Source organism: Aequorivita sublithincola DSM 14238 (assembly GCF_000265385.1).
GTDB classification, from domain to species: domain Bacteria; phylum Bacteroidota; class Bacteroidia; order Flavobacteriales; family Flavobacteriaceae; genus Aequorivita; species Aequorivita sublithincola.
In genome coordinates this window covers 2,302,863-2,323,785 of the sequence record NC_018013.1, presented here as the reverse complement: position 1 = coordinate 2,323,785, position 20,923 = coordinate 2,302,863, and the positions used below count along the sequence as shown (strand labels likewise).

At 34.8% G+C, this 20,923-nt stretch carries 20 protein-coding genes; 14 read left to right on the top strand and 6 right to left on the bottom strand.

Annotated elements, in window-relative coordinates:
• Window positions 1-28: 28 nt before the first annotated feature.
• Together AEQSU_RS10625 and AEQSU_RS10620 are read right to left on the bottom strand one after the other, a co-directional pair.
• On the bottom strand, window positions 29-1,762 hold the full coding sequence (locus AEQSU_RS10625; RefSeq protein ID WP_014782863.1) for a DUF2207 domain-containing protein: 1,734 nt from the start codon (window positions 1,760-1,762) through the stop codon (window positions 29-31).
• A gap of 133 nt (window positions 1,763-1,895) precedes the next feature.
• The gene (locus AEQSU_RS10620) at window positions 1,896-2,456 is read right to left on the bottom strand and encodes a LemA family protein (RefSeq protein ID WP_014782862.1); all 561 of its coding nucleotides are present in this window, start codon (window positions 2,454-2,456) and stop codon (window positions 1,896-1,898) included.
• A gap of 399 nt (window positions 2,457-2,855) precedes the next feature.
• Between AEQSU_RS10620 and AEQSU_RS10615 the strand changes: the two genes are divergently transcribed.
• The 3 genes from AEQSU_RS10615 (at window position 2,856) to AEQSU_RS10605 (ending at window position 5,844) form a co-directional block, all read left to right on the top strand.
• Window positions 2,856-3,932, top strand: coding sequence for a putative porin (locus AEQSU_RS10615; RefSeq protein ID WP_211206517.1), 1,077 nt, complete (start codon window positions 2,856-2,858; stop codon window positions 3,930-3,932).
• Between the two features lie 116 nt (window positions 3,933-4,048).
• Window positions 4,049-4,660, top strand: coding sequence for an alpha-ketoglutarate-dependent dioxygenase AlkB family protein (locus tag AEQSU_RS10610; protein WP_042492436.1), 612 nt, complete (start codon window positions 4,049-4,051; stop codon window positions 4,658-4,660).
• 194 nt (window positions 4,661-4,854) lie between these two features.
• Window positions 4,855-5,844 (top strand): N-acetylmuramidase domain-containing protein, encoded by a 990-nt coding sequence (locus AEQSU_RS10605; protein ID WP_014782859.1) that lies wholly within the window; start codon window positions 4,855-4,857, stop codon window positions 5,842-5,844.
• A gap of 218 nt (window positions 5,845-6,062) precedes the next feature.
• Here AEQSU_RS10605 and AEQSU_RS17080 read toward each other — a convergent pair whose 3' ends face one another.
• Window positions 6,063-6,158 (bottom strand): universal stress protein, encoded by a 96-nt coding sequence (locus tag AEQSU_RS17080; protein ID WP_083834442.1) that lies wholly within the window; start codon window positions 6,156-6,158, stop codon window positions 6,063-6,065.
• 548 nt (window positions 6,159-6,706) lie between these two features.
• On the opposite strand from AEQSU_RS17080, the gene AEQSU_RS10600 reads away from it, so the two are divergent.
• The 4 genes from AEQSU_RS10600 to AEQSU_RS10585 all read left to right on the top strand — a co-directional run bounded on the left by AEQSU_RS10600 (window position 6,707) and on the right by AEQSU_RS10585 (window position 11,089).
• Entirely contained in the window at window positions 6,707-9,712 is a 3,006-nt protein-coding gene (locus AEQSU_RS10600) for a PAS domain S-box protein (RefSeq protein WP_014782858.1), read from the top strand.
• Window positions 9,713-9,728: 16 nt separating this feature from the next.
• Window positions 9,729-10,112: a response regulator gene (locus AEQSU_RS10595; RefSeq protein ID WP_014782857.1), complete on the top strand. Its 384-nt coding sequence runs from the start codon at window positions 9,729-9,731 to the stop codon at window positions 10,110-10,112.
• Between the two features lie 46 nt (window positions 10,113-10,158).
• Complete coding sequence (locus AEQSU_RS10590; protein WP_014782856.1) at window positions 10,159-10,650, top strand: CIA30 family protein; 492 nt, start codon at window positions 10,159-10,161, stop codon at window positions 10,648-10,650.
• Between the two features lie 211 nt (window positions 10,651-10,861).
• On the top strand, window positions 10,862-11,089 hold the full coding sequence (locus tag AEQSU_RS10585) for a hypothetical protein (RefSeq protein WP_014782855.1): 228 nt from the start codon (window positions 10,862-10,864) through the stop codon (window positions 11,087-11,089).
• Window positions 11,090-11,161: 72 nt separating this feature from the next.
• Here the strand turns inward: AEQSU_RS10585 and AEQSU_RS10580 are convergent, their stop codons facing one another.
• Window positions 11,162-12,415 carry an NAD(P)/FAD-dependent oxidoreductase gene (locus tag AEQSU_RS10580; RefSeq protein WP_014782854.1) on the bottom strand — a complete coding sequence of 418 codons (1,254 nt, stop codon included), beginning with the start codon at window positions 12,413-12,415 and terminating at the stop codon, window positions 11,162-11,164.
• A 140-nt stretch (window positions 12,416-12,555) separates the two neighbouring features.
• Between AEQSU_RS10580 and AEQSU_RS10575 the strand changes: the two genes are divergently transcribed.
• The 3 genes from AEQSU_RS10575 (at window position 12,556) to AEQSU_RS10565 (ending at window position 14,428) form a co-directional block, all read left to right on the top strand.
• Window positions 12,556-12,966 carry a 6-pyruvoyl trahydropterin synthase family protein gene (locus tag AEQSU_RS10575; RefSeq protein ID WP_014782853.1) on the top strand — a complete coding sequence of 137 codons (411 nt, stop codon included), beginning with the start codon at window positions 12,556-12,558 and terminating at the stop codon, window positions 12,964-12,966.
• Window positions 12,929-13,627 (top strand): GTP cyclohydrolase I FolE, encoded by a 699-nt coding sequence (gene folE / locus AEQSU_RS10570; RefSeq protein WP_014782852.1) that lies wholly within the window; start codon window positions 12,929-12,931, stop codon window positions 13,625-13,627. The genes AEQSU_RS10575 and folE overlap by 38 nt, the downstream gene beginning before the upstream one ends.
• Window positions 13,628-13,903: 276 nt before the next feature.
• Entirely contained in the window at window positions 13,904-14,428 is a 525-nt protein-coding gene (locus tag AEQSU_RS10565; RefSeq protein ID WP_014782851.1) for a glutathione peroxidase, read from the top strand.
• A gap of 532 nt (window positions 14,429-14,960) precedes the next feature.
• Here AEQSU_RS10565 and AEQSU_RS10555 read toward each other — a convergent pair.
• Window positions 14,961-16,838 (bottom strand): B12-binding domain-containing radical SAM protein, encoded by a 1,878-nt coding sequence (locus AEQSU_RS10555; protein ID WP_014782849.1) that lies wholly within the window; start codon window positions 16,836-16,838, stop codon window positions 14,961-14,963.
• A 236-nt stretch (window positions 16,839-17,074) separates the two neighbouring features.
• On the opposite strand from AEQSU_RS10555, the gene AEQSU_RS10550 reads away from it, so the two are divergent.
• From AEQSU_RS10550 to AEQSU_RS10535, 4 genes are all read left to right on the top strand, one after another.
• The gene (locus tag AEQSU_RS10550) at window positions 17,075-17,836 is read left to right on the top strand and encodes a hypothetical protein (RefSeq protein WP_014782848.1); all 762 of its coding nucleotides are present in this window, start codon (window positions 17,075-17,077) and stop codon (window positions 17,834-17,836) included.
• Between the two features lie 135 nt (window positions 17,837-17,971).
• Window positions 17,972-18,295, top strand: coding sequence for a hypothetical protein (locus tag AEQSU_RS10545; protein WP_014782847.1), 324 nt, complete (start codon window positions 17,972-17,974; stop codon window positions 18,293-18,295).
• Window positions 18,288-19,553, top strand: a complete 1,266-nt coding sequence (locus AEQSU_RS10540; RefSeq protein ID WP_014782846.1) for an exonuclease domain-containing protein — start codon at window positions 18,288-18,290, stop codon at window positions 19,551-19,553. Before AEQSU_RS10545 ends, AEQSU_RS10540 begins: the two co-directional genes overlap by 8 nt.
• A gap of 213 nt (window positions 19,554-19,766) precedes the next feature.
• Window positions 19,767-20,159 carry a hypothetical protein gene (locus AEQSU_RS10535; protein WP_014782845.1) on the top strand — a complete coding sequence of 131 codons (393 nt, stop codon included), beginning with the start codon at window positions 19,767-19,769 and terminating at the stop codon, window positions 20,157-20,159.
• Between the two features lie 153 nt (window positions 20,160-20,312).
• Here AEQSU_RS10535 and AEQSU_RS10530 read toward each other — a convergent pair whose 3' ends face one another.
• Window positions 20,313-20,870: an REP-associated tyrosine transposase gene (locus tag AEQSU_RS10530; protein ID WP_014782844.1), complete on the bottom strand. Its 558-nt coding sequence runs from the start codon at window positions 20,868-20,870 to the stop codon at window positions 20,313-20,315.
• Window positions 20,871-20,923: the final 53 nt, after the last annotated feature.

The following is a 20,923-nucleotide window of genomic DNA, read 5'->3' as shown; positions in this document are numbered from 1 at the left end:
AGAAAGAAAGTTCGATAAAATTCAAACATCACCAACTTCCGCCGCCACCGCCGCCAAAACCGCCGCCTGAAGAGCCGCCGCCAGAACTGCTACTTGAAGGCGAACTAACCATCGTGGACTGTGTCGAGGCTATAGAATCTGAAAACGAATTAGTGAAATTATGCATCGTAAATGCCCCTGCGGAAGATGTGTACCAACTTGGTGGCTGCAGGTTTAACGCTTCAAACTTTTTTGACCATTGTGAAAAAAGTCCAAATGCGAGAGCATAACCCATTGTGGTTTCAAAATAAGTGGGACTGTCTTGTAAAAGCATTTTAAGTTTACCTTCTTCTGCAATTTTTATGAAGTTTTTAAAGCCTTTTAAATCAGAAAAAGCTTCATTGCCTTTAGAATTTTTCCTTACCATATAAACCGTCATAATCAACAAAAAAATCGAAACAGGAACTACAGCTATTGCCGCCCAAAGACCCCAAGTGAGCAAAAAGATTGTAAATAGCAATACACCAGCAATCAAGACACCAATCACCGTTCTGGTTTGAATTTTATTGGCTTGTGCATCATAATATATTTGAGCTTTTTCTTTCAATTGTAATTTAGCTGTACTCATTTTAGTATAAAAAGTATCCTTCAAACTACTTATTAAAACCGATTTTTCGCTTTCGCTTGAATCCATTCCAAAGAGTCCGTTAAAAATAGTTTCTTCATATTCTGAAGCATTGCTAGGCAAGGGTTTTAAGCGGGTAAGTCTGGTATCATCTTTAGTAAACCAGTTGGCTTTTGGTATTTGCTCCATTTTAAGTATTCCGCGGGAACCCCAATAAGGAATTAAGGAGATTAAGTCTGGCGTATCAGCGCTGTCATCTATTAAAAATCCCGCCATTGCTGGATCCATGCCGCTCGGTGGAAAATAGCTTGTTGTTGCCACTACCCTATCGTCTTTGCCGTATTTATTCCAAACCCAATAGAATATTAATAACATGAGTCCAAGAATGAGCGTCCAACCATAATTAATCCAAAACGGCCACAAGGGTTTTATTTCTTTTACAGCATTCTTCGGAAGATTTATTAAAACCGTTACACTTTGCCCTGGAATAGAGAAGAAATCATCGTGACTTTTTGCGGTAAATGTTCCGTCGTCATAAGTTAAGTCAAAATCTTTGCTTACTGTTTTATCTCCTGCAACACCAGCATATACAAATAGGTCGTCCAAATTTGTATTAACATTTTCTGGAAGATGAACTGAAAAATTAATATGCTGAAATACCGCGTACCAGTCAAGGGGTTTAATGTTCCAATAAAACTTAATGTAAGAATCTTCAAAAAGAAAAGCGTTGTAAACCCTGTATTTTATTTGGTAATGCTGCGGGCCAATTATCGTTACATCTTTATCGCCAATCTTTATTTGAAGATTATCACTAAGCTTTTGAACAAAATCTGGGTCAGACTCAAATTTATGGTCGGGAACATCAACTTTCCTTATTTTTATTCTTCGTTTTTCCTGAGTTCCTTCGTCGGTAAGAAGGTCATAATTGACTTGAATATTTCTATAAATTCCGTGTTTGTATTCCGTAAAGTTTAGATCATAATCCTCAACCACATCAAAATAGCCATCTTTGCTGATATAAATATCTACTTGGGCATTATTCACCGTAAACCCCTGCGCAAAACCCTCAAGAAAAAACAAAAACCCAAAAAGAAGTAGGAACAGTTTTTTGTTGAACTGAAGAGAATGATTATAATTAATGATGTTTTTTGTAATCATGATAAAATGTAAGTAACACAGTTGTCAGTTGTCTTTGTCTTCGGCGTTATCCGTAGTCAGTCTTAAAATACTAGTTATAATTGTTTGAGGGTTAACATTGGAAAACCAACAACTGATAACTGATAACAGGCAACTATTCAAAACTAACCTTCACATTCTCACGAGTAGCGGCATCAACTTCAAAAAAGTCGAAATGCTGATAGCCGAACATTCCTGCGAACAATACACCTGGCATGCTTTCGCCATAGGTATTGTTTTCTCGAACCGTTCCGTTGTAGTAACGTCGGCTTCTTTCAAGGTTTTCTTCTATCTCGTTTAGTTTTTGTTGAAGGTCTAAAAAGCCAGCATTCGCCTTTAAATCTGGATAAGCTTCACCCAACGCGAATATGCTTCGCAAGGTTTGTTGCAAATGGTTTTCAGCTTTTATTTGTGCGTTTATATCGTCAGAAGGGACTGCCATTGCGGCATTACGGGCGTTAATAACGCTTTCTAAAGTTGTTTTTTCGTGGGCGGCATAGCCTTTTACGGTTTCCACAAGGTTGGGAATTAAATCATAACGGCGTTTTAGCGCTACATCTATATTGCTCCAAGCGTCTTTTACCACATTTTTGTTTTTCACAAAACGGTTGAAGACAATAACGAGCAAAAAGGCGAGTAACGCGACGATGGCTATAATTATAAGTAATATTGACATAGATTTTTATTAATAGTTAATTCGTGATTCGTGATTCGTTAATTTGAGATTCGTTAATTTGAGATTCGTTAATTCGGGATTCATTAAAATCGAAGGAATTTATTGTATTCAATATCTCTTTTCCCTTCTTTCTATTTTCTTTTCTCTATTTTCTTTGTTCTTTTTCCTCAAACAAGTAATCATTTCGAAATGAACAACTAAGATACATTTTTATTCTTTTCGGTCACCTTCCTCCTTTAATAAAATATCTTTGTGATGGGATTATTTTTAAAACAAAATCATAAATTTAAACCTTTCATTTAAGCGTAAAATCTTAATGAAAACACTAACCAAGCGATTATAATTATTTTGAAAAAAACCGTCTACCTCCTATTCTTGCTGTTGTTACCTTGTTTGCTTGTGGCTCAAAACGACAGTATTTCGAAAAAACTCAAGTTCTTTGCTGATGTAAGACTTAGATTGGAGCAGGACTGGAACTCCCAAAAGCCTGACGGCTCGTTTCGTGATGACCGAACCCGTTTGCGATACCGAGCACGGCTGGGCGCCACTTATGATTTTAAGGAGTGGGTTTCTTTCGGGGTAGGCGTCCGGACAGGGAAAGCCAATAATCAGCAAAGCGGAAATCTAACTTTGGGCGATCAGTTTAGTAGTGTTCCCATTGCTTTTGACAAAATTTATATTGGCTTCAACTATAATTGGCTAAATGCTTGGGTGGGAAAAAACACCTTTCCATTTGAAAAACAAAACGAGCTTTTTTGGAGTGGTAGTGTGAATCCTGAAGGTGTTTCCCTTTCGGGGAAGTTTCCTTTTAAAAATGAATTTATACAATCTCTAAAAGTAAATACCGGACATTTCATCTTTGATACCAGCGGTACTTCTTTGGGAAAAGACAGTTATTTTGAAGGCATTCAGCTGGTTTCTTCGCATTGGCAAAATCGCGTGAAGTTTTTTCCTGCTTTTTATTATTTCAAAAATATGCCAAACATCCCTGATGGCGGCGATACTTTTAATATTGACTATTCCATAGTTCATCTGGGAACTAAAGTTGACATTCTTAAGAATACAAAAGTAACTGTCGGTTTTGACTATTATCAAAACGTGCAGGATTACAATGGCAATGATTCCGTTCCAAAGGCGTTACAGAACCAAAAAACAGCCTATGTGGCCAACGCAGGTATCGGAAAATTGGAGAAAAAAGGCGACTGGAAAGTGCAACTTACTTATAGCCATATAGAACGTTTTGCAGCCGTGGATTATCTGACGCAAGCAGACTGGGCTCGTTGGGATTATTCTAGTTCAGGCTCGCCAGACAGTAGGCTTACAAATTTTAAAGGGCTGGAAATAATGGCTGGCTATGCTTTAGCAGAAAACATGAATTTAAGATTGCGCTTCTATACAGTGGAGCAATTAGTGTCCTACGGAATTGCCAAAGAAAACGGTAACCGCATTCGGCTCGATTTTTATATTGGGTTTTAGTATTTTTGAAAGCTTTCCTCCTCGATACCTTTGCGTAACGCTGTGTTATAGTTATTACGCAGAGAAAAAGAGTTTCACAGAGGGAAGTACTAAAATTTATAACTCCAATGTCGCAGATAGACTTGTTCAATCTTGAATTTAATTCTGAAAAGAATCTTCTTCCAAAAGACGGGACAGTAAATTACCTCGGAAAAGTTTTTTCTGCGGAAGAAGCCAATCATTATTACGAAACCCTTCTCAATACAATAGACTGGAAAAATGACGAAGCCATCATCTTCGGGAAAAAAATAATTACCAAACGCAAAGTTGCTTGGTATGGCGATCGTGAGTTTAGTTATACCTATTCAAAAGTTACAAAGAATGCACTTCTTTGGACTCCGGAATTACTTCAACTTAAAAAACAAATTGAAACCGAAAGCGGCGAAACTTTTAATAGTTGTTTACTAAATCTCTACCACTCTGGTGAAGAAGGAATGGCTTGGCATAGCGATGGCGAAAAGGATTTAAAGAAGAATGGTGCCATAGCCTCCTTAAGTTTTGGGTCGGAACGCAAGTTTGCTTTTAAGCATAAAGAAACCAAGGAAACGGTTTCTCTAAACTTAGAACACGGCAGCCTGTTGATTATGAAAGATACTACGCAAACCAACTGGTTACATCGTTTGCCGCCAACTAAAAAGATACGTGCTTCGAGGATTAATTTGACTTTTAGAACTATTATTAGGGATTAGACACTGGCGATGAGCCAAGAGCCAAGAGCAAAATAGGGGCTTTTAAGTTTTTGGAACGCTATACCCTTAAAAATAAATAAATTACGTTTTCCTAATTTTCCTAGACAGTATCCGTTTGTAGAAATAATTTCGTAAATTATTCCCTCAATTTATCCTCACGACACTTTTTGTTTAACCATCTAAATCATAAAGCGATGATAGCATTGATCCATGACCCACAAATTCAACAAATTATTAACCCACCAAACACTACCTCATTTTGGGAAAGCGACCTTAAACGTTTTGAAGATGGCGATGTTTCCTTAGATAGGCACACGGCTGGTGAAAACACTATTCGCGCGTTTCAACGATTGCTAATCTTTTTGGGGTATTCCACATCTTCCGCTGGTGCGTTTTCTATTGATGGCGATTTTGGTCGCGGAACCAACAGAGCGCTGGCGCAGTTTGAATTTGAAAATGGCCTGTCAAAACCAAGTTTTCCTACAAAAACATTAACATATCCATGTACTTGGCGCAACGCACGTTCAGAAATAAATGTTATACCCGATGTGCTTTTAACCTTGCATACACTAGAAAAAATGCTAGAAGCCGCCAAAGACGCCATTGCCAAAAAGGAAGTAAGTTGTGGCGATTTTAATGAAGCCATTTTTCAGCTAAATGCGCTACACATTAGAAATTCGCTAGATTGTAGAAAAATAAATGAACGTTATGGTGCCGCTGCCGAAAAAGCTTCGCAAAATGTGAAGAATTTAAAAGGGTATATCATACAACCAGAATGGATTTTATCGATTATTCGGCAGGAATCTGAAGGAGTGGTTCGTCCCAGATTTGAGCAACACTATTTAACAAAATTCGCAAATCAGGAACCCCAAACAGATTTGGCTGAATTGCGCTACCGCTCCATGAGTTTTGGACTTGGACAAATTATGGGCTTTAATTATGCCGCCATTGGCGCACAATCTGCCAAGGAACTTTACACAGCTTCTTTAGAAAAACAAATTACATCCATTGCGCGATTTTTAACGATAAGATCCAGTGTGCGCAGCGTGGTGAGCAAAACGAATCCTACTGCAGATGACTTTAAGATAGTGGCTAGTTACTACAATGGTTCTGGCTATGCAACGCATCATTATGATGAAAGTGTGGGACGATGGTTTAAGGAGTTTAAGCTGCTTCGCGCTTGATTAAATTAACATAATAAATAAAATTTCATAACGATAGTAGAGTTTATCTTAAGACTAATTTAATTTGTAGGAGAAAGAAACTATTTTCTTAGATTCTAATGAACCATCTATGAGATATCCCCTAATTATTTTTTAATAATTACCCGTCTGACTCGTTCTAAAATAACCATACACGTTAAAGAATGAATCTTGGTATAATTATATATTTTATGAAACCATCAAAACTTTAATATCCAGATAGCCATTACACGTTCTGCAGTGCTTCCCATTAAAAAATGTTTTAAACCCATTCTGCCGCGTGTGCCCAAAAACAATAAATCTGCATTTTAATCTTTCGCAGTTTGCTTTATATTAACCAAACATTTTAACTTGAAGTAATTAGTGAGGTTAATAATAAATAGATTAGACTATATAGTCTATTCTATTTATTATCTATTTAAGATTTAGGCGGATTAACGAACGTTTAGGAAATAGCTTTGATTGCTATAAGTAAAAGGATTTATTGAAAATTTTGCAGCTCAACTAAGATTATTAGCGTACTGAAAAAACAAGATTATGTTTAATGTAAATTTTAAAGACACTTGGAATTTCTCAATTTTAAAGAAAAACCCATTCTTCTGTTTTAAGTTTAAATGAATCATCTTCAATCCAGGAAAGCGTAACAAATTTAAGTGATAAAAAAACATTAACTTGTAGGAAAGACGGTTATTTTCTTACATTAGCCCATTTTTGAAGATAAGTAATAGCCATTCGTTTCTAGATCGCTGATTTTAATAATTTTATAAAGACACATACAAATCGCGTTTTATTTTTCTAGGTAGAATAAAGCCTACGTAAACAGAGAAACAATAATTCTGATAGATTGCAAACCAAACTAAAAATACTCCATCTCGAAGAGATAACTGCTGATACTGAATTAGTAGAAAGAGCGTTGAAAAACGTAAATATCCAATTTGAGAAATTGGTTGTTGACAATAAGATAGCCTTTGTGAAAGCACTCAAAGTATTTAATCCAGACATTATACTTTCAGAGTACAAACTCCCCTGTTTTAATGCTTCGGACGCTTTAAAAATTATTTCGCAGCAGGGTGAAAAGATTCCTTTCATCTTAATTACTTCTATTTTATGTGAAGAAAATGCCATAGAAATTATAAAAGCCGGAGCAGATGATTATTTCTTCAAAGACCGCATGTTTCGTCTACCGTATGCTATATTAAATGCTGTGGAAAAAAACAATGCAGCCCAACAACTTCGCAAAAGTGAAGTCCTCAATAAGTGTATCCTTTCTTCCGTAAATTCACATATTGCCGTTATAGACGAAAGCGGTGAAATTCTAACGGTAAACAAAGCATGGAATGATTTTGGGAATAAAAATAGCAATCTAACTTTAGATGGTATTCCAAGAGGTAGCAACTACTTCGATGCCTGCAAAAAAGGAATTGAAGATGGCGATAGCGATGCAGAAAAGGCATTGGCCGGCATTCAATCTATTTTTAAAAAAAATAGACTGAATTTTGAAATGGAATATTCTTGTCATTCCCCACAAAACCAACAATGGTTTATGCTTAGTGCCGTAAATCTGGGAAGTAATACTAACCAAGTCGTCATCTCCCATCACGATATTAACTATAGAAAAATAGCTGAAAAAAATCTTGAGGACACTTCGACTGAATTGCGAAAAACACTTTCTGAACTTAATAATATTCTAGATTTCTCCTTAGATGTAATTTGTACTGTTAATACTAATGGGGAGTTTGTAAATGTTAGCGCCGCATCAGAAAAAATTTGGGGTTATAAACCGAGTGAGCTAATCGGGACCAAATTTATTAACCTAGTATTAGAGGAAGATGTTGAAATTACCTCCAAAGCTGCTGAAACAATTTATAAAAAAATCAAGGATCCAACATTTGAGAATAGATATGTACACAAAAGCGGGAAAATTATCCCGATGTTATGGTCCGTTAATTGGGATGAGAAACAAGGTTTATTGTATTGTATAGCCAAAGATATAACGGAGAAAAAAAATCTTGAGAAAGCAGTGAAAAATGAAAGGGATCAGTTCTACGATATGTTTTTAAAAGCACCATCTGCAGTTGGAATGTTGAAAGGTCCTGACCACGTTTTTGAAATGGCGAATCCTCTTTATTTACATTTAATTGGTGAAAAAAATATAATAGGAAAATCTGTAGCTGAAGCACTTCCCGAAGTTATAGAACAAGGCTTTATAAGCCAGCTAGATCGTGTATACCAGACCGGTGAATCGTATAGCGGCACGGAAACATTAGTGAAATTAAAAACTCAGGACAACGCTCCACTAACCGAGTTATATATAAACTACGTTTATCAGGCCTATAGAAATAACAAAGGAAAGATAGTGGGCGTCTTCTTTTTTATAAACGACGTAACCGAACAAGTAGTATCCAAGAAAAAAGTTGAAAAAAGCGAAAAGCAATATCGTCAGATTGTAGAAACAGCAGAAGAGGGCATTTGGCTTTTGGACGAAAACAGCAAAACCACTTTTGTAAATAAAAAGATAGGCGAAATGCTTGGCTATTCTGAAGAGGAAATGATGGGTAAAACCAGTTCCTATTTTTTGGATGCGGACGGACAGGAATATGCCCAGATTTATTTAGACCGGAGAAAAATGGGGATTGCGGAAAAGATGGAACTTTCTTTTATCTCTAAAAAGGGTAATCGCATTACAACACAAGTATCGGCAAATCCTATTTTCGATGAGCTCGGGAATTTTAAGGGATCCCTGGGAATGCTTTTTGATATCACAGAAAAGAAACATTTAGAGAACCTTTTAGACAAATCAAACAGGCTTGCCAGAATAGGTAGTTGGGAGATAGATGTTATTAAAGGAACGGTTTATTGGTCAGATATAACAAAAGAAATACGCGAAGCAGCGCCAGATTTTATCCCAGATCTTTCAATCGGTATTGGCCATTTTAATGGTGAAGTAAACAAAAAAATTATAACGGAACGCTTAAAGCAGTGCATTGAAAATGGAATTCCATGGGATGAAGAACTTGAAATAACCACATTTAAGGGCAACTTGAAATGGGTTCGAACAATTGGGGAAGCAGAATTTGTTGAGGGAAAATGCGCTAAAATATATGGCAGTTTTCAGGATATTACGGAGCGTAAAAAAGGAGACAGTGAACGTGTTAAAATGATCTCAGATGTGGTTCAGCGCAATAGCGATCTTGAACAATTTTCTTATATCATATCTCATAATCTTCGAGCCCCAACTGCCAACATTATGGGTTTCGCAGATATTTTACAGCACGAAACGCTTACCCAGCAAGAGCGGAAGGAATCGTTACAAGGGCTTTCTGCTTCAGTAACCTCGCTAGATGCTGTAATTAAAGACATTAACAACATCTTGCAGGTAAAGAATGAATCTGACGATAAAAAAGAAGTGATTGATTTCTCAAGAATTGTTAAGGATATCAAGCTTAGTTTAAACAATCTCATAGAAAAACACAGCGTAAGCATTAGCACCGATTTTACAGAAGTAAACGAAATACATTCGCTAAAAATCTTTGTCTACAGCATCTTTTATAATCTAATAGACAATAGCATTAAATATGGTAAACCAAACGTGCCAACCCAGATTGAAATAAAAAGTAAGCAAGAGAATAACAAAATAATCATTACTTTTAAAGACAATGGTTTAGGGCTTGACATGAAATTTAAAAAGAATAAAATTTTTGGGTTATACAATCGCTTCCATTCCCACGTGGAAGGAAAAGGAATGGGATTGTTTATTGTGAAAACGCAAGTAGAATCCCTGGGAGGAAAAATTACATTATTGAGCGAACTCAATAAAGGAACCGAATTTACAATCGTCTTCAAAAACTAAATCTAAAATGGAAATAATGAAGCGGTTTATTATTATTGATGACGACGCGATAAACAATTTCCTCACAAAAATGATTTTGAAAAAATCCTTTGACTCAGTAAAGGTTAATGATTTTAAAATTCCCGAAGATGGCCTGAAGTTTATAGAGTCCGAAACAAGCATTAATGAGTCAGATGGAAAAACAATAGTATTTTTGGACATAAACATGCCAACAATATCAGGATGGGATTTTCTTGAAGCTTTTGAACTTTTAAATCCTGCGATAAAAGAACATTACACTATTTATATATTATCGTCCTCGGTAGATCCTAGCGACATAAATCGGGCACGAACAAATCCGCTCGTAAAAGGTTTCTTAGAGAAACCACTCAAAAAAGAAGTCATTCTTAAAATATGCTAAAACTGGTGTTGTCCTATAATAATCTTTACCCTTATCTTATTCTTTCATGGAATCAAGAATAATTTACAATTTTAATAAAAATTCAGACCTACAAAACTGGATAATTGTAGACGATGTGGTTATGGGCGGTCAATCATCAGGAACCTTTTCAATAAGTGCCAACGGTTTTGGTGTTTTTGAGGGTGTTATATTATTAGCTAATAATGGAGGGTTCTCTTCTGTAAAATATGGATTTCCAAGAATTCAATTAGATGGATATACGAAGATCCTTCTAAAAATCCAAGGCGATGGTAAAGCCTATCAATTCAGGTTAAAATCTAATTCGGAAGATTACTATTCATATATAGCTTCCTTTAATACCTCTAGAGATTGGCAGGAAATAGAGATTAACCTAAAAGATATGTTCCCTTCTTTCAGAGGGAAACAACTTGAGCAACCAAATTTTTCTGATGACCATATAGAAGTTGTAACCTTTTTGATAGCAAACAAGAAAAATGAGAAATTCAAACTCTTAATAGCTAAAATAGAATTACAATAAAAGAGCTATACTTAAAATTAATCTTTAAACATAACGGCACGCGCGAGACGCTCGCCAAATATCAACCCATTTTAATGCGGTTTAATTTTCAAAATTTATAGTGGGCTTATTTATTGCTATCTGCTTTGTTAAAATATTCATAACTAGGTTCTAGTAGTTGTAAAATTTGTTTTGTTTTAATAGTTTTACCAGCGTTTAAACGAAATTATCTATGGATATTTTAAAAGAAGCAACAGCTTTTGAAGAGGCTAGCATGAGCAATCTCACTACCAGTGATAGAGTAGAAGCTACACGAGAAGCAAAACGACTTATACTCGCTATTAACGAGATTTATAAAAAAACAAAAGATGCCAACCTAATGGAGGTAATGAAGCGCTTGACGGATAAGAAAAAAAGAATTGATGTTCGACTAAAAGGAAGACCCAGCTCAGGAATTTAGGCAAGCTTGCAGCTAATGTTGTGAGAACAGCTTTAAAGTCTTGGTTTACCTATATTCACTTCAACTGTTTTTCTAAGAAATGTTACTTGATATCGTTTCTATTACTCCAAGTGCTGCACGTTCTCCCGAAAGCATAGCGGCATTTAAAGAGCCATTTAATTGTGTGTCTCCCGCTAAAAAAAGTCCACCCGTTAATCGAGTTTCCGAAGGTGACATTTCGTAGCGCAAGTCCGCCAATTCTGGTAATGCCATCGGTATCTTATAATGTTTAATAAACCTACACGTACTAATCCCACAAAGCTCTTTTAATTCTTCGCTCACCCGATCTATAAGTTCTTGATTGTTTACCTTTTGATTCTCTATTACGGTTACCGATAGCAATTCTTTATTCGGTTTTTTGCTTGTAGCTAAACTCGTATGATAAAAAATATTATTTATTAAAGTTCCCTCTTTTGGAATAAGACCGATTAACGGTTTTCTAATGGTTCTGTTTTCAGTTTCAAAATATAATGTATCACAAGACTTCCATTTCAATGCTTGGTTTTTTAGATTTTCAATGAGATCATTGGCATCTGTAGCCAAAATAGTAAAGTCACTTTCTAATTTGGTATTATCAGCAAGGGTTATTTCGCCATCTTTTACTGCTGTCACCTTAGTGTTGAACTTAAAAGTAGTATGCTTTAGGTTCTGAGCCAGTTGCTTCGGAATCGCTTCAATACCGTCTTTTGGTAATGCGGCATAACCTTCTCCAAACATTTTGTACACAAATTCGAACATTCTGCTGGAAGTTTCCAATTTGTTTTCAAGAAAAATACCGCTGAAAAAAGGTTTGAAAAAGTCGTTTATCATTTCAATTGAAAAACCAAAATCCGTTAAATAAGATAACGTAGACTGCTCTTTATCAGAAAAGATTTTGGATAACGTTTTTTTCTTCAACATATGATTCAGCTGAAGTATTTTAAGTTTGTCTGAAAATGTTCCAATGCCTGAGAAAAGTGTAGAAAATAACAATGATACGTCTCTTAAGGGGTCGCCTATCAAGATTTGTTTGCCATTTTTGTAAATGGCTGCTCCTGGCACAAATTTCTGTAAATCCAACGACTCCAAATCAAGATACTTTTGGGCATACGGGTAAGCAGTTAATAAAACCTGAAAACCATGGTCTAATTGATACCCTTCTATTATATCTGTTTTCACTCTTCCACCTACTCCATCCGTAGCCTCAATAATAATTGGAGAAAATCCATTTTGCTCAAGAACAGTAGCCGCAATCAATCCGCTAACTCCCGCTCCGATGATATGTATTTTGTAATTCGAATTTTTCATTTCTAGTCGATAAATATATCTGCTGTGTACAAAGTTAGTAGTTTTAATTTTTGTTTAACAATATATTATAAAGGTTAAACAAAAAATAGAATACATTTACACTACAAAATACGATAAACAAAAATCTATACACAGCATAAATGAATAAGATTGCCATTGTAAGGTGTGAACACTTTAACGCAGCACATAGATTACAAAATAAAAATTGGAGTGACGAAAAAAACAAAGCCATTTTTGGAAAATGCAACAACCCCAATTATCACGGTCATAATTATGAATTGGAAGTGAAAGTTATTGGGCCGTGTGATCCAGAGACTGGTTATGTTATAGACACAAAGATTTTGTCTGACTTAATAAAGCAAGAAATTTTAGATAGGTTCGACCACAAAAACCTTAATCTGGATACTCTTGAATTTAAAGACCTAAACCCCACTGCCGAGAATATTGCCATAACTATTTATAACTTGTTACGACCAGCGATCGAAGCCAAATTAGAATTAAAGATTAAACTTTATGAAACACCAAGAAACTATGTTGAATACCCTCACTAAAGAAAATAGACTTAACGGATTTTCAGACGAAGAAATTGGCGATGAACATTTTTATTCCGGACTTGAAACGCCTATGAGAGCCGATGCATTTAAAGTGTCTGATGAAGAAAAGAAATATAAAATAGCAGGTCTTTTCGCAGAAATAATGGATGTTATGGGCTTAGATCTTACCGACGACTCCTTAAAAGGCACGCCTAATCGAGTTGCCAAAATGTATATAGATGAAATTTTTTCAGGTTTAAATCCAGCTAACAAACCTAAGGCTGCCTTGTTTGATAATAAATATCAATACAACCAAATGCTGGTTGAGAAGAACATCACATTTTATTCTAATTGTGAGCATCACTTTGTTCCAATTATAGGAAAGGCTCATATTGCCTATATATCTTCCGGCAAAGTGATTGGGCTTTCTAAGCTGAATAGAATTGTTCAATATTTCGCCAAAAGACCCCAAGTACAGGAGCGTTTAACAAACCAGATTGCTGCGGAACTTACTGAAATATTAGACACAAAAGATGTTGCGGTAATTATAGATGCAAAACATTTATGTGTTTCTTCCCGTGGAATAAAAGATGATACTTCTGCCACGGTAACTTCTTTTTATGGCGGGGTATTTAATACACCAAATAAAATTGCTGAATTGCAGAATTATTTAAAATAATTATGAAACTAAGTTTTGACATAAGATTTCAATAATAATTGCATATCCGTAATTATTCCAAAATGAGTGTTTTGACTTTTTGATCCACTGCTTACCCCAAATTTATTCGGGAATCATTCACATAGTTCATTGCACGAGCCAAGACTTTTTTTTGTCGTGGTTCTTGGGGTCCGCTTTTGGCGGTCGATCTTGGTTCAAAACGTCAAAGGCGCAACTATAATTAAAATAACTCTACATTTGAAATAGGATTTATAACGGACAAGCAAAAATCTAAATATGAATACACTCGATAAAGCAAAAACACCAACTACAGTTGCTGCGAACAAAAAAAAATATTCTATTTATGATATAGCTATAAATGGGTTGGATGGCAAACCTATTTCCCTTAAAACTTTTAGAGGCAAGAAAATACTTTTTGTAAATGTGGCTTCGGAGTGTGGCTTCACAAATCAATATAAAGAGCTACAATCCCTGAGCGATACATACGCTGATAAACTCGTTGTTATTGGTTCTCCGTGTAATCAATTTGGAAAACAAGAACCTGGAAATGCTTCGCAAATTCAAGAATTTTGCGAATTAAATTTTGGGGTAACATTTTTACTTACAGAGAAAATAGCGGTAAAAGGCAGCAATCAACATCCGTTATACGAATGGCTTACCTCAAAAAAACTTAACGGGAAGAAGAGTTCCAGTGTAAAATGGAATTTTCAAAAATATTTGGTGGACGAAAAAGGAAATCTCATTGATTATTACTTTTCGATCACCAAACCAATGAGTTCAAAAATTACGAAGCACTTATAATGTCCATTGAAGTAATTCGACTTTTACTCGATTTTGGATTAGTGGTTTTAATTTGGATCATCCAATGCATTGTGTATCCTAGTTTTCGATATTATCCTACCGAAAATCTAATTGCTTGGCATAAAATATACACTGCCCGTTTTAGTGTTATCGTGATACCGTTAATGCTCGGGCAAATTGGTATTGTTCTGTATCAAACCATCCTGACGCCAAGTGTTTATACAGTGGTAAGTCTGATAATTATTATATTTGTTTGGCTGGTAACTTTCTTACAATTTGTGCCCATACATACTTCGATTGCGAAAGGTATTGTCACTGAAAAACTATTGGCTTCCTTAGTAAATAAAAATTGGATACGGACTGTTTTATGGACGCTATTATTTATATATAGTTTTATATATTATTTATTGGAATAACAAGTTAAATCGAAACCGAACTTAAATTTTAAAACTACCCTGCTGGCGCGAGCGTCTCGCTCGTGTTCTTCACAGCCATTCTTCTAATATTAAGTTCACAGCATAAATTTTAATGCCTACTGCCTAATACCTATTTCCTCCACTAAAAATCCCTCAATCATCCCATTAGGCTGACTAGTACCAGGAACCGGAAACTCAAACCAATGCTGCATTTTTTTATCGAAACCCGTTTTGTTTAAATAATTGTGCAATGCCAAGTTTAATCCCTTGGTATATTTGGGGTGGTCGGCGCCTTGGGGATCTTCGTGATATAAATCGTTTTGGGCAAAACCTTCAAAAATAGGTCCCGTAATAGTTATTCCAAAATCCTGAGGATTCTTGCCAATGGGACTATGAACCGTAGTGGTAAACTGGTGCCAATAAGCGCTCTGAATACAATTGCGTTCAAACAATTGCCTTACCACATCTAGCGAATCAATGGTTTCTTGCTCCGTTTGGGTGGGAAATCCATACATAAGATACGCGTGAACCATAATATTGTTTTCAAAAAAATTATGGGTAACGCGTGTTACTTGCGCAATGTCAACACCTTTTTTCATTTTGGCAAGTAATCTATCGGAAGCAACTTCCAAGCCGCCCGTTACGGCGATGCAACCAGACTTTGCCATTAATTCGCATAGCTCAAAGCTGAAAGTTTTTTCGAAACGAATATTCGTCCACCACGTAATTTTTACATTCCGTTCTATCAATGCATTTGCTAAAGCCCGCAACATTTTTGGCGGTGCTGCTTCATCCACAAAATGAAAACCTGTAATGCCCGTGTCTTTAACTATCTTTTCAATTTTATTGACTAAATCTTCAGCGGTGGTGTTTTGGTAATTCCCTATATAATCCAAGCTCACATCGCAAAACGAACATTGTTTCCAATAACAGCCGTGAGAGATTGTCATTTTATTCCATCGTGCATCCGTCCACATTCGGTGCATCGGGTTTACAACATCCAAAAAAGACACATATTTATCAAAAGGCAACCCAGAATAATCGGGCGCCGGCAAGTTTCTATGATGGTAAATGGTGTTCGGAAATTTATTCTTATAAACAACGGCATCGTTTTCCAGCACATACGTCCGTTCCAAATCATTTATGGAAATGGTCCCTTCCAGATACTGAACCATTTTTAGCAAAGGCCCTTCCCCATCGTCCAAGGAAATAAAATCCACAAACTCAAAAATCCGCGGATCTGTAAGTGAACGCAGTTCGGTATTGCAATAGCCGCCGCCAAAAGCAATTTTAATAGTTGGAAAAAACTGTTTCGTAAATTGCGCACAACGCAAGGCTGCAAACAAATTTCCGGGAAAAGGAATGGTAAAGCAAACTATAAGCGGTTGCTCCGTTTTAACTTTTTCCATTAGAATATCCAGCATTTTCTCTTCAATGAGCGTTGGCTGAAAACTTAAAAATTCATCTATCTCATTAAAGCTACTGGCTGAAGTGGCAATCTGCTCGGCATACTTCGTAAAGGCAAAAAACTCATCTACATTGGCCTGAATAAAATCGCCTATCTCTTCGATAAAAAGCGTTCCATAATGTTTTGCTTTATCGATAATGCCAATTTCGCCAGCGTCCCATTTAATAGTAGTATTTACTTTAGACAGTCGATGGCCCATCGGTAAAAAATTAGGTGCCAGAATTTTATGCGCCGTTGCAAGATCCTGCTTTTGAAGAAAAGAAATAACAACATCTACGCATTGAATGTACTTAGCCTTCATTCTGCGAACTTCCGGATAATCAAAATGCTTTAAGGCTTGTGCTTCCTTGAACATAGCGCGAAGAAAATCGCCCGTAAAAATTTCGGTAAAGAGTTCTATACTTAAATCGCAAGTATGTACCGCAATGTCGTGCTCTTCCAAAAAACCTTTTAAATAAGCCGGTGCCGGATAAGCGGTGTTTAGCTGGGTGAACGGTGGCGTTATGAATAGGATTTTGGATTGCATTTTGTAAAGGTAGGATTCTTTGAAATATGGTGCTTGGAATTGGGGTTGATAATTAATTTCTATATTTGGTTTCCAACTTTTTCGCTTGCTTCATTACGGTTTTCCATAGTGTGAAAGTTTTAGTTTGATTTACATTTGAGTATACATTTGCACAAATTTGCCGTATGACAACAATAAAGATTTAAAATTACGCTTATCTTACAATTTTATAGGCAATCTCAAAAAATAAAGAAATTATGCAAATACAAGGAGCAACAATTATGATTGGCTCATTATTCTGGGAAAATAGAAATAATTGTATCCAGTTGAAATCTTCCATAGAAATTGCAGAAAAAAGAAAACTATGGAGAGAAACCAAATTAGATATGGAATCTGCTAAACTGATTAATTTACCCATCACCTATGGAAGAAAATCAATCTCGCGTTTCTGTACATATACAATGACATTCTCAAATTCTGTAAGCGAAAGAGGAAAAGGATATGTTATCCCATATAAAGAGAAAATTAATATTAAAGAAAATTTTAATCAATTATATTGTCAAGCTTTGGAATTAGCTCAAGCAGAAGGCATCTCAAAAACAGGGGAAAATACTTTAGTTAAAAAATGGGGAAGCGTTGGATTAAAACTGAATACCAAATTTATCGAAAAGAATAAAGAAGCTGCAGAAAAAATAGTAGAATTCTGGAAAAATCACTTTACAAAATTGAATATTGAATTGTATCGAATTGATGAAAATGAAAAACATTCTATAACTAAAACAGGATTGCTAAATTTTGACATTTATGAATCACTTGATGATATTGATTATTTTATAGCAACACCTGTTTCGCCAAACATTAAAAAATATCCAAATGGAATTGAAATAGCAAAAGCAATGAATGAATCAAGAGAAGAATATTTCACATATTTTGTTGAGAATTATAAAAATGGAATCAATACTAAATACGATAAAGAAATTTTAGATAATTTACCAACAAAAATAAAAGCCAAATTATAAAAATTAAAAAAAATCACTAAGTGAAGTTCAAATAAAATAGGTTTACTTCTTGGATGTACCTAAAGTACTTAGATTGTCAAAAGTTGCGTTTTTTATACTAAACATAGGAAGTAAATAAAAGGTTAATAAAACAAAATGAATTATTTAAAATATAAAAAAAATTATCCCTTAACAATTACAAATTATTTGGCGTGGATAGGTAATATAAAATCAGAAAGCTCTAATTCTTTTTTATCTTTTTTAGAATATTTTTATGATACTAATTGTAACATAGGTGTAGCTGATGAATATTATGAAATATTAACAATTGAAAAAGAAGAGTTTACGATTATTTTAAAGAATTCGAACTTAAATTTTAATTATAATGAATATGGAATAGTATTTAATCTTAGTGATCACCTAGATGATGCATTAAAAAGTGTAGAATACATATTATCCAAAAATTATAAATATGAATAGAACACAATTATTTGCCAAACATTTTTATAATCTCGGTTTAAATATTACTTGTATATCTAACCAATTAACAGAAAATAACTTTTACAGCCCAAATCTTTTAAAGGCCGCCAACCATCCCTGGGAACATCTTTTAACCGAAAGGCAGAGTCAAAAAGAGTTGGATAATTATAACTGGACTTATGCTACAGGTCTTGGATTAATTGCAGGTTTTGATAATTTACACGTTTTAGATATTGATGGATGTTCTAACGAAGAATTTGTAAATGACATTTTGTTATTACTTGGACTACCTAAATATTATGAATGGGTAGTGAAATCAGGCAGTCAGGATGGATTTCATATACATTTTTATTCAGATATCTTAGAAGAGATTGAAATCGATAGAATGTGTACTACCTATCCAGCCAATGAAGAAAATTTTGGGCTATTTGAAAAAATGGAATTATTATGGAATACCAATGTTGTCTTGCCTAACTCAATTCATAAATCAGGACAGAAATACAAATTTTTAAACACCAACTTGCCAAAAACTAAACCCAATTATATAGATATTCAAAGGTTTGAAAAGATTATTGATTTATTCTTGAATAGGAGTAAAATGATTGTAAAAAAACCAGAAACCTATATTGATCCACCAGAATACACAAAACTTATAGGACTAGAGCAGCCAAGTAACCTTATTAGTGTAGACTTAGCAGAATTAAATCGGGAATTGCTTTTTATTTTTGATACTGAAACAGATGGACTTATTAAAGGAGTTTCTTTTCCCAATATAGTGCAAATTTCTTGGGCAATTATGGACTTCGATGGAATAATACATAGGAAAAAAACTGAATTAATTAATAGCAATTTTGATATAACCTCAAAAGCTTTTGAAGTAAATAGATTAAGCCCCAAGGTTATTCAGGAATTAGGAATTAGTCCAGAAGAAGCATTCCAAATTATTGCATATGATTTAAAATATTGTTCTACAATTGTTGCTCATAATATTGATTTTGATTTAAAAATTCTTGAAAATGAATTCGCAAAATATAATATAGATTTCAATTTTGAAGGAATAAAGAAATTTTGCACAATGAAATGGGGATTTAATCAATTAAAAACTAATTCTAATCCAAATCCTAAATTTCCTAAAATGACTGAGCTTTACGAATATATATTCCACCATAAAATCAAACAATATCATAATGCTCATTCTGATGTGGTAATATTATCAAAAATTGTAAAGTCAATAATAACAACTAAAAGCTCATCATAACTAATACCAATAAAAAGTATTATACGCAATAGCGGAGTTATTGATTAGCTAAAAGAAATTTTATAAATGAAAAGTTTTAAATTTAAAGGTTCTTGCAACAATCCTGCTAATTCGTTTATTGTGGACGATTATCTGCAATTTGTAAAACTTTAAAAACTTATGAAGATATAACACACCTATTAAAATAGTTTGTAAAATCTATCCACCAAAAAAATGATAAAATCAAAAATAAAAATAGACCAACCACGGGTAATGCAAATTGCGGATTTAGAAAACGCCGTGATTAATGCTTTTATACATTACGATACAAGTTATTTAGAACCGTTGAATCCTGAGGGAGTGTATTCCTATAATAACAAGAATGAATTCATCGAAGAATTAAAACTGGAAATTGAAAAGTTAAGGAAGGATTATCCTAAAGGTCTTTGTTCCAGAGGATCAGTGTGTATGTTCTGTTATCCAGAATCCAATGCTTTTAGCTTTTATTCGAAAAGTACTGATGAATTTGTGATGCGTTACGTAATTGCACAAGATAAAGATCAATATAAGGTTAACCTCTGTAAAAATGAGCCCATTCCTGATGGGGCTAATGGTTTACCGTTCTGAAAAAAATCATAACCCCCCGCTGGCGCGGGCGTCCCGCCCGTGTCCTCCACAATGCTAATTCTCCAAACCATTAATTTCTAAACTGTGACGTCACGAGCGAGACGCTCGCGCTAGCGTTCAAAAAATAAAGCGATTAATCTGCCAAAACAATAATCATCCAAGAAATCCGATATCATCAATAGGTATTACAGCATCAAGCTCTGCATAATTACGTGCGCTACTATGCTTCCAGTCCCACGGTTCCATTACTAAGCCAGCAACTACCGGATTATTATGGATATAATTAAATTTTTCCTTTATAACTGGTGTGCTCCACAATTCAATAGGATGATTATTTTGCTGCCAAAATTGATATTCCTTTACATTGCTGTTCTTTGTTCCTGCTCTTTTAAACATCCAAAGCATCCATTCCCTTCTGCTCTCTTGAGGATGTTCCATAATAGCAGCAATCATTTTTTTGGAAGTAAAACCTTTAAAGTCCCTTAACAATCCTGAAGGATTTTCGTTGTCATCTCGAAACAGAAGATGAATATGGCTTGGCATAATGCAATATGCAAACAGCGCCATTCCTTTATTATTTCGACAATAGTCTAAGCTATCTGTAATTACTTTAAAATAGGCTGGACGAGTAAATACATCAATCCAATTAACTACCGCAAATGAAATAAAATAAGCCGCTGACCCATTGTGAAATTTATATTTCCTGCTCATAAATTCTGACAAAGAATAAATATACCGAAAATTAATTCTTTGATGGACTGATG

Bases quoted from the DNA above. Each gene is read 5' to 3' on its own strand.
- AEQSU_RS10625 (WP_014782863.1), bottom strand. From the start codon at position 1,762: ATGATTACAAAAAACATCATTAATTATAATCATTCTCTTCAGTTCAAC.
- AEQSU_RS10620 (WP_014782862.1), bottom strand. From the start codon at position 2,456: ATGTCAATATTACTTATAATTATAGCCATCGTCGCGTTACTCGCCTTT.
- AEQSU_RS10605 (WP_014782859.1), top strand. From the start codon at position 4,855: ATGATAGCATTGATCCATGACCCACAAATTCAACAAATTATTAACCCA.
- AEQSU_RS10595 (WP_014782857.1), top strand. From the start codon at position 9,729: ATGAAGCGGTTTATTATTATTGATGACGACGCGATAAACAATTTCCTC.
- AEQSU_RS10590 (WP_014782856.1), top strand. From the start codon at position 10,159: ATGGAATCAAGAATAATTTACAATTTTAATAAAAATTCAGACCTACAA.
- AEQSU_RS10585 (WP_014782855.1), top strand. From the start codon at position 10,862: ATGGATATTTTAAAAGAAGCAACAGCTTTTGAAGAGGCTAGCATGAGC.
- AEQSU_RS10580 (WP_014782854.1), bottom strand. From the start codon at position 12,415: ATGAAAAATTCGAATTACAAAATACATATCATCGGAGCGGGAGTTAGC.
- AEQSU_RS10575 (WP_014782853.1), top strand. From the start codon at position 12,556: ATGAATAAGATTGCCATTGTAAGGTGTGAACACTTTAACGCAGCACAT.
- folE (WP_014782852.1), top strand. From the start codon at position 12,929: ATGAAACACCAAGAAACTATGTTGAATACCCTCACTAAAGAAAATAGA.
- AEQSU_RS10565 (WP_014782851.1), top strand. From the start codon at position 13,904: ATGAATACACTCGATAAAGCAAAAACACCAACTACAGTTGCTGCGAAC.
- AEQSU_RS10555 (WP_014782849.1), bottom strand. From the start codon at position 16,838: ATGCAATCCAAAATCCTATTCATAACGCCACCGTTCACCCAGCTAAAC.
- AEQSU_RS10550 (WP_014782848.1), top strand. From the start codon at position 17,075: ATGCAAATACAAGGAGCAACAATTATGATTGGCTCATTATTCTGGGAA.
- AEQSU_RS10545 (WP_014782847.1), top strand. From the start codon at position 17,972: ATGAATTATTTAAAATATAAAAAAAATTATCCCTTAACAATTACAAAT.
- AEQSU_RS10540 (WP_014782846.1), top strand. From the start codon at position 18,288: ATGAATAGAACACAATTATTTGCCAAACATTTTTATAATCTCGGTTTA.
- AEQSU_RS10535 (WP_014782845.1), top strand. From the start codon at position 19,767: ATGATAAAATCAAAAATAAAAATAGACCAACCACGGGTAATGCAAATT.
- AEQSU_RS10530 (WP_014782844.1), bottom strand. From the start codon at position 20,870: ATGAGCAGGAAATATAAATTTCACAATGGGTCAGCGGCTTATTTTATT.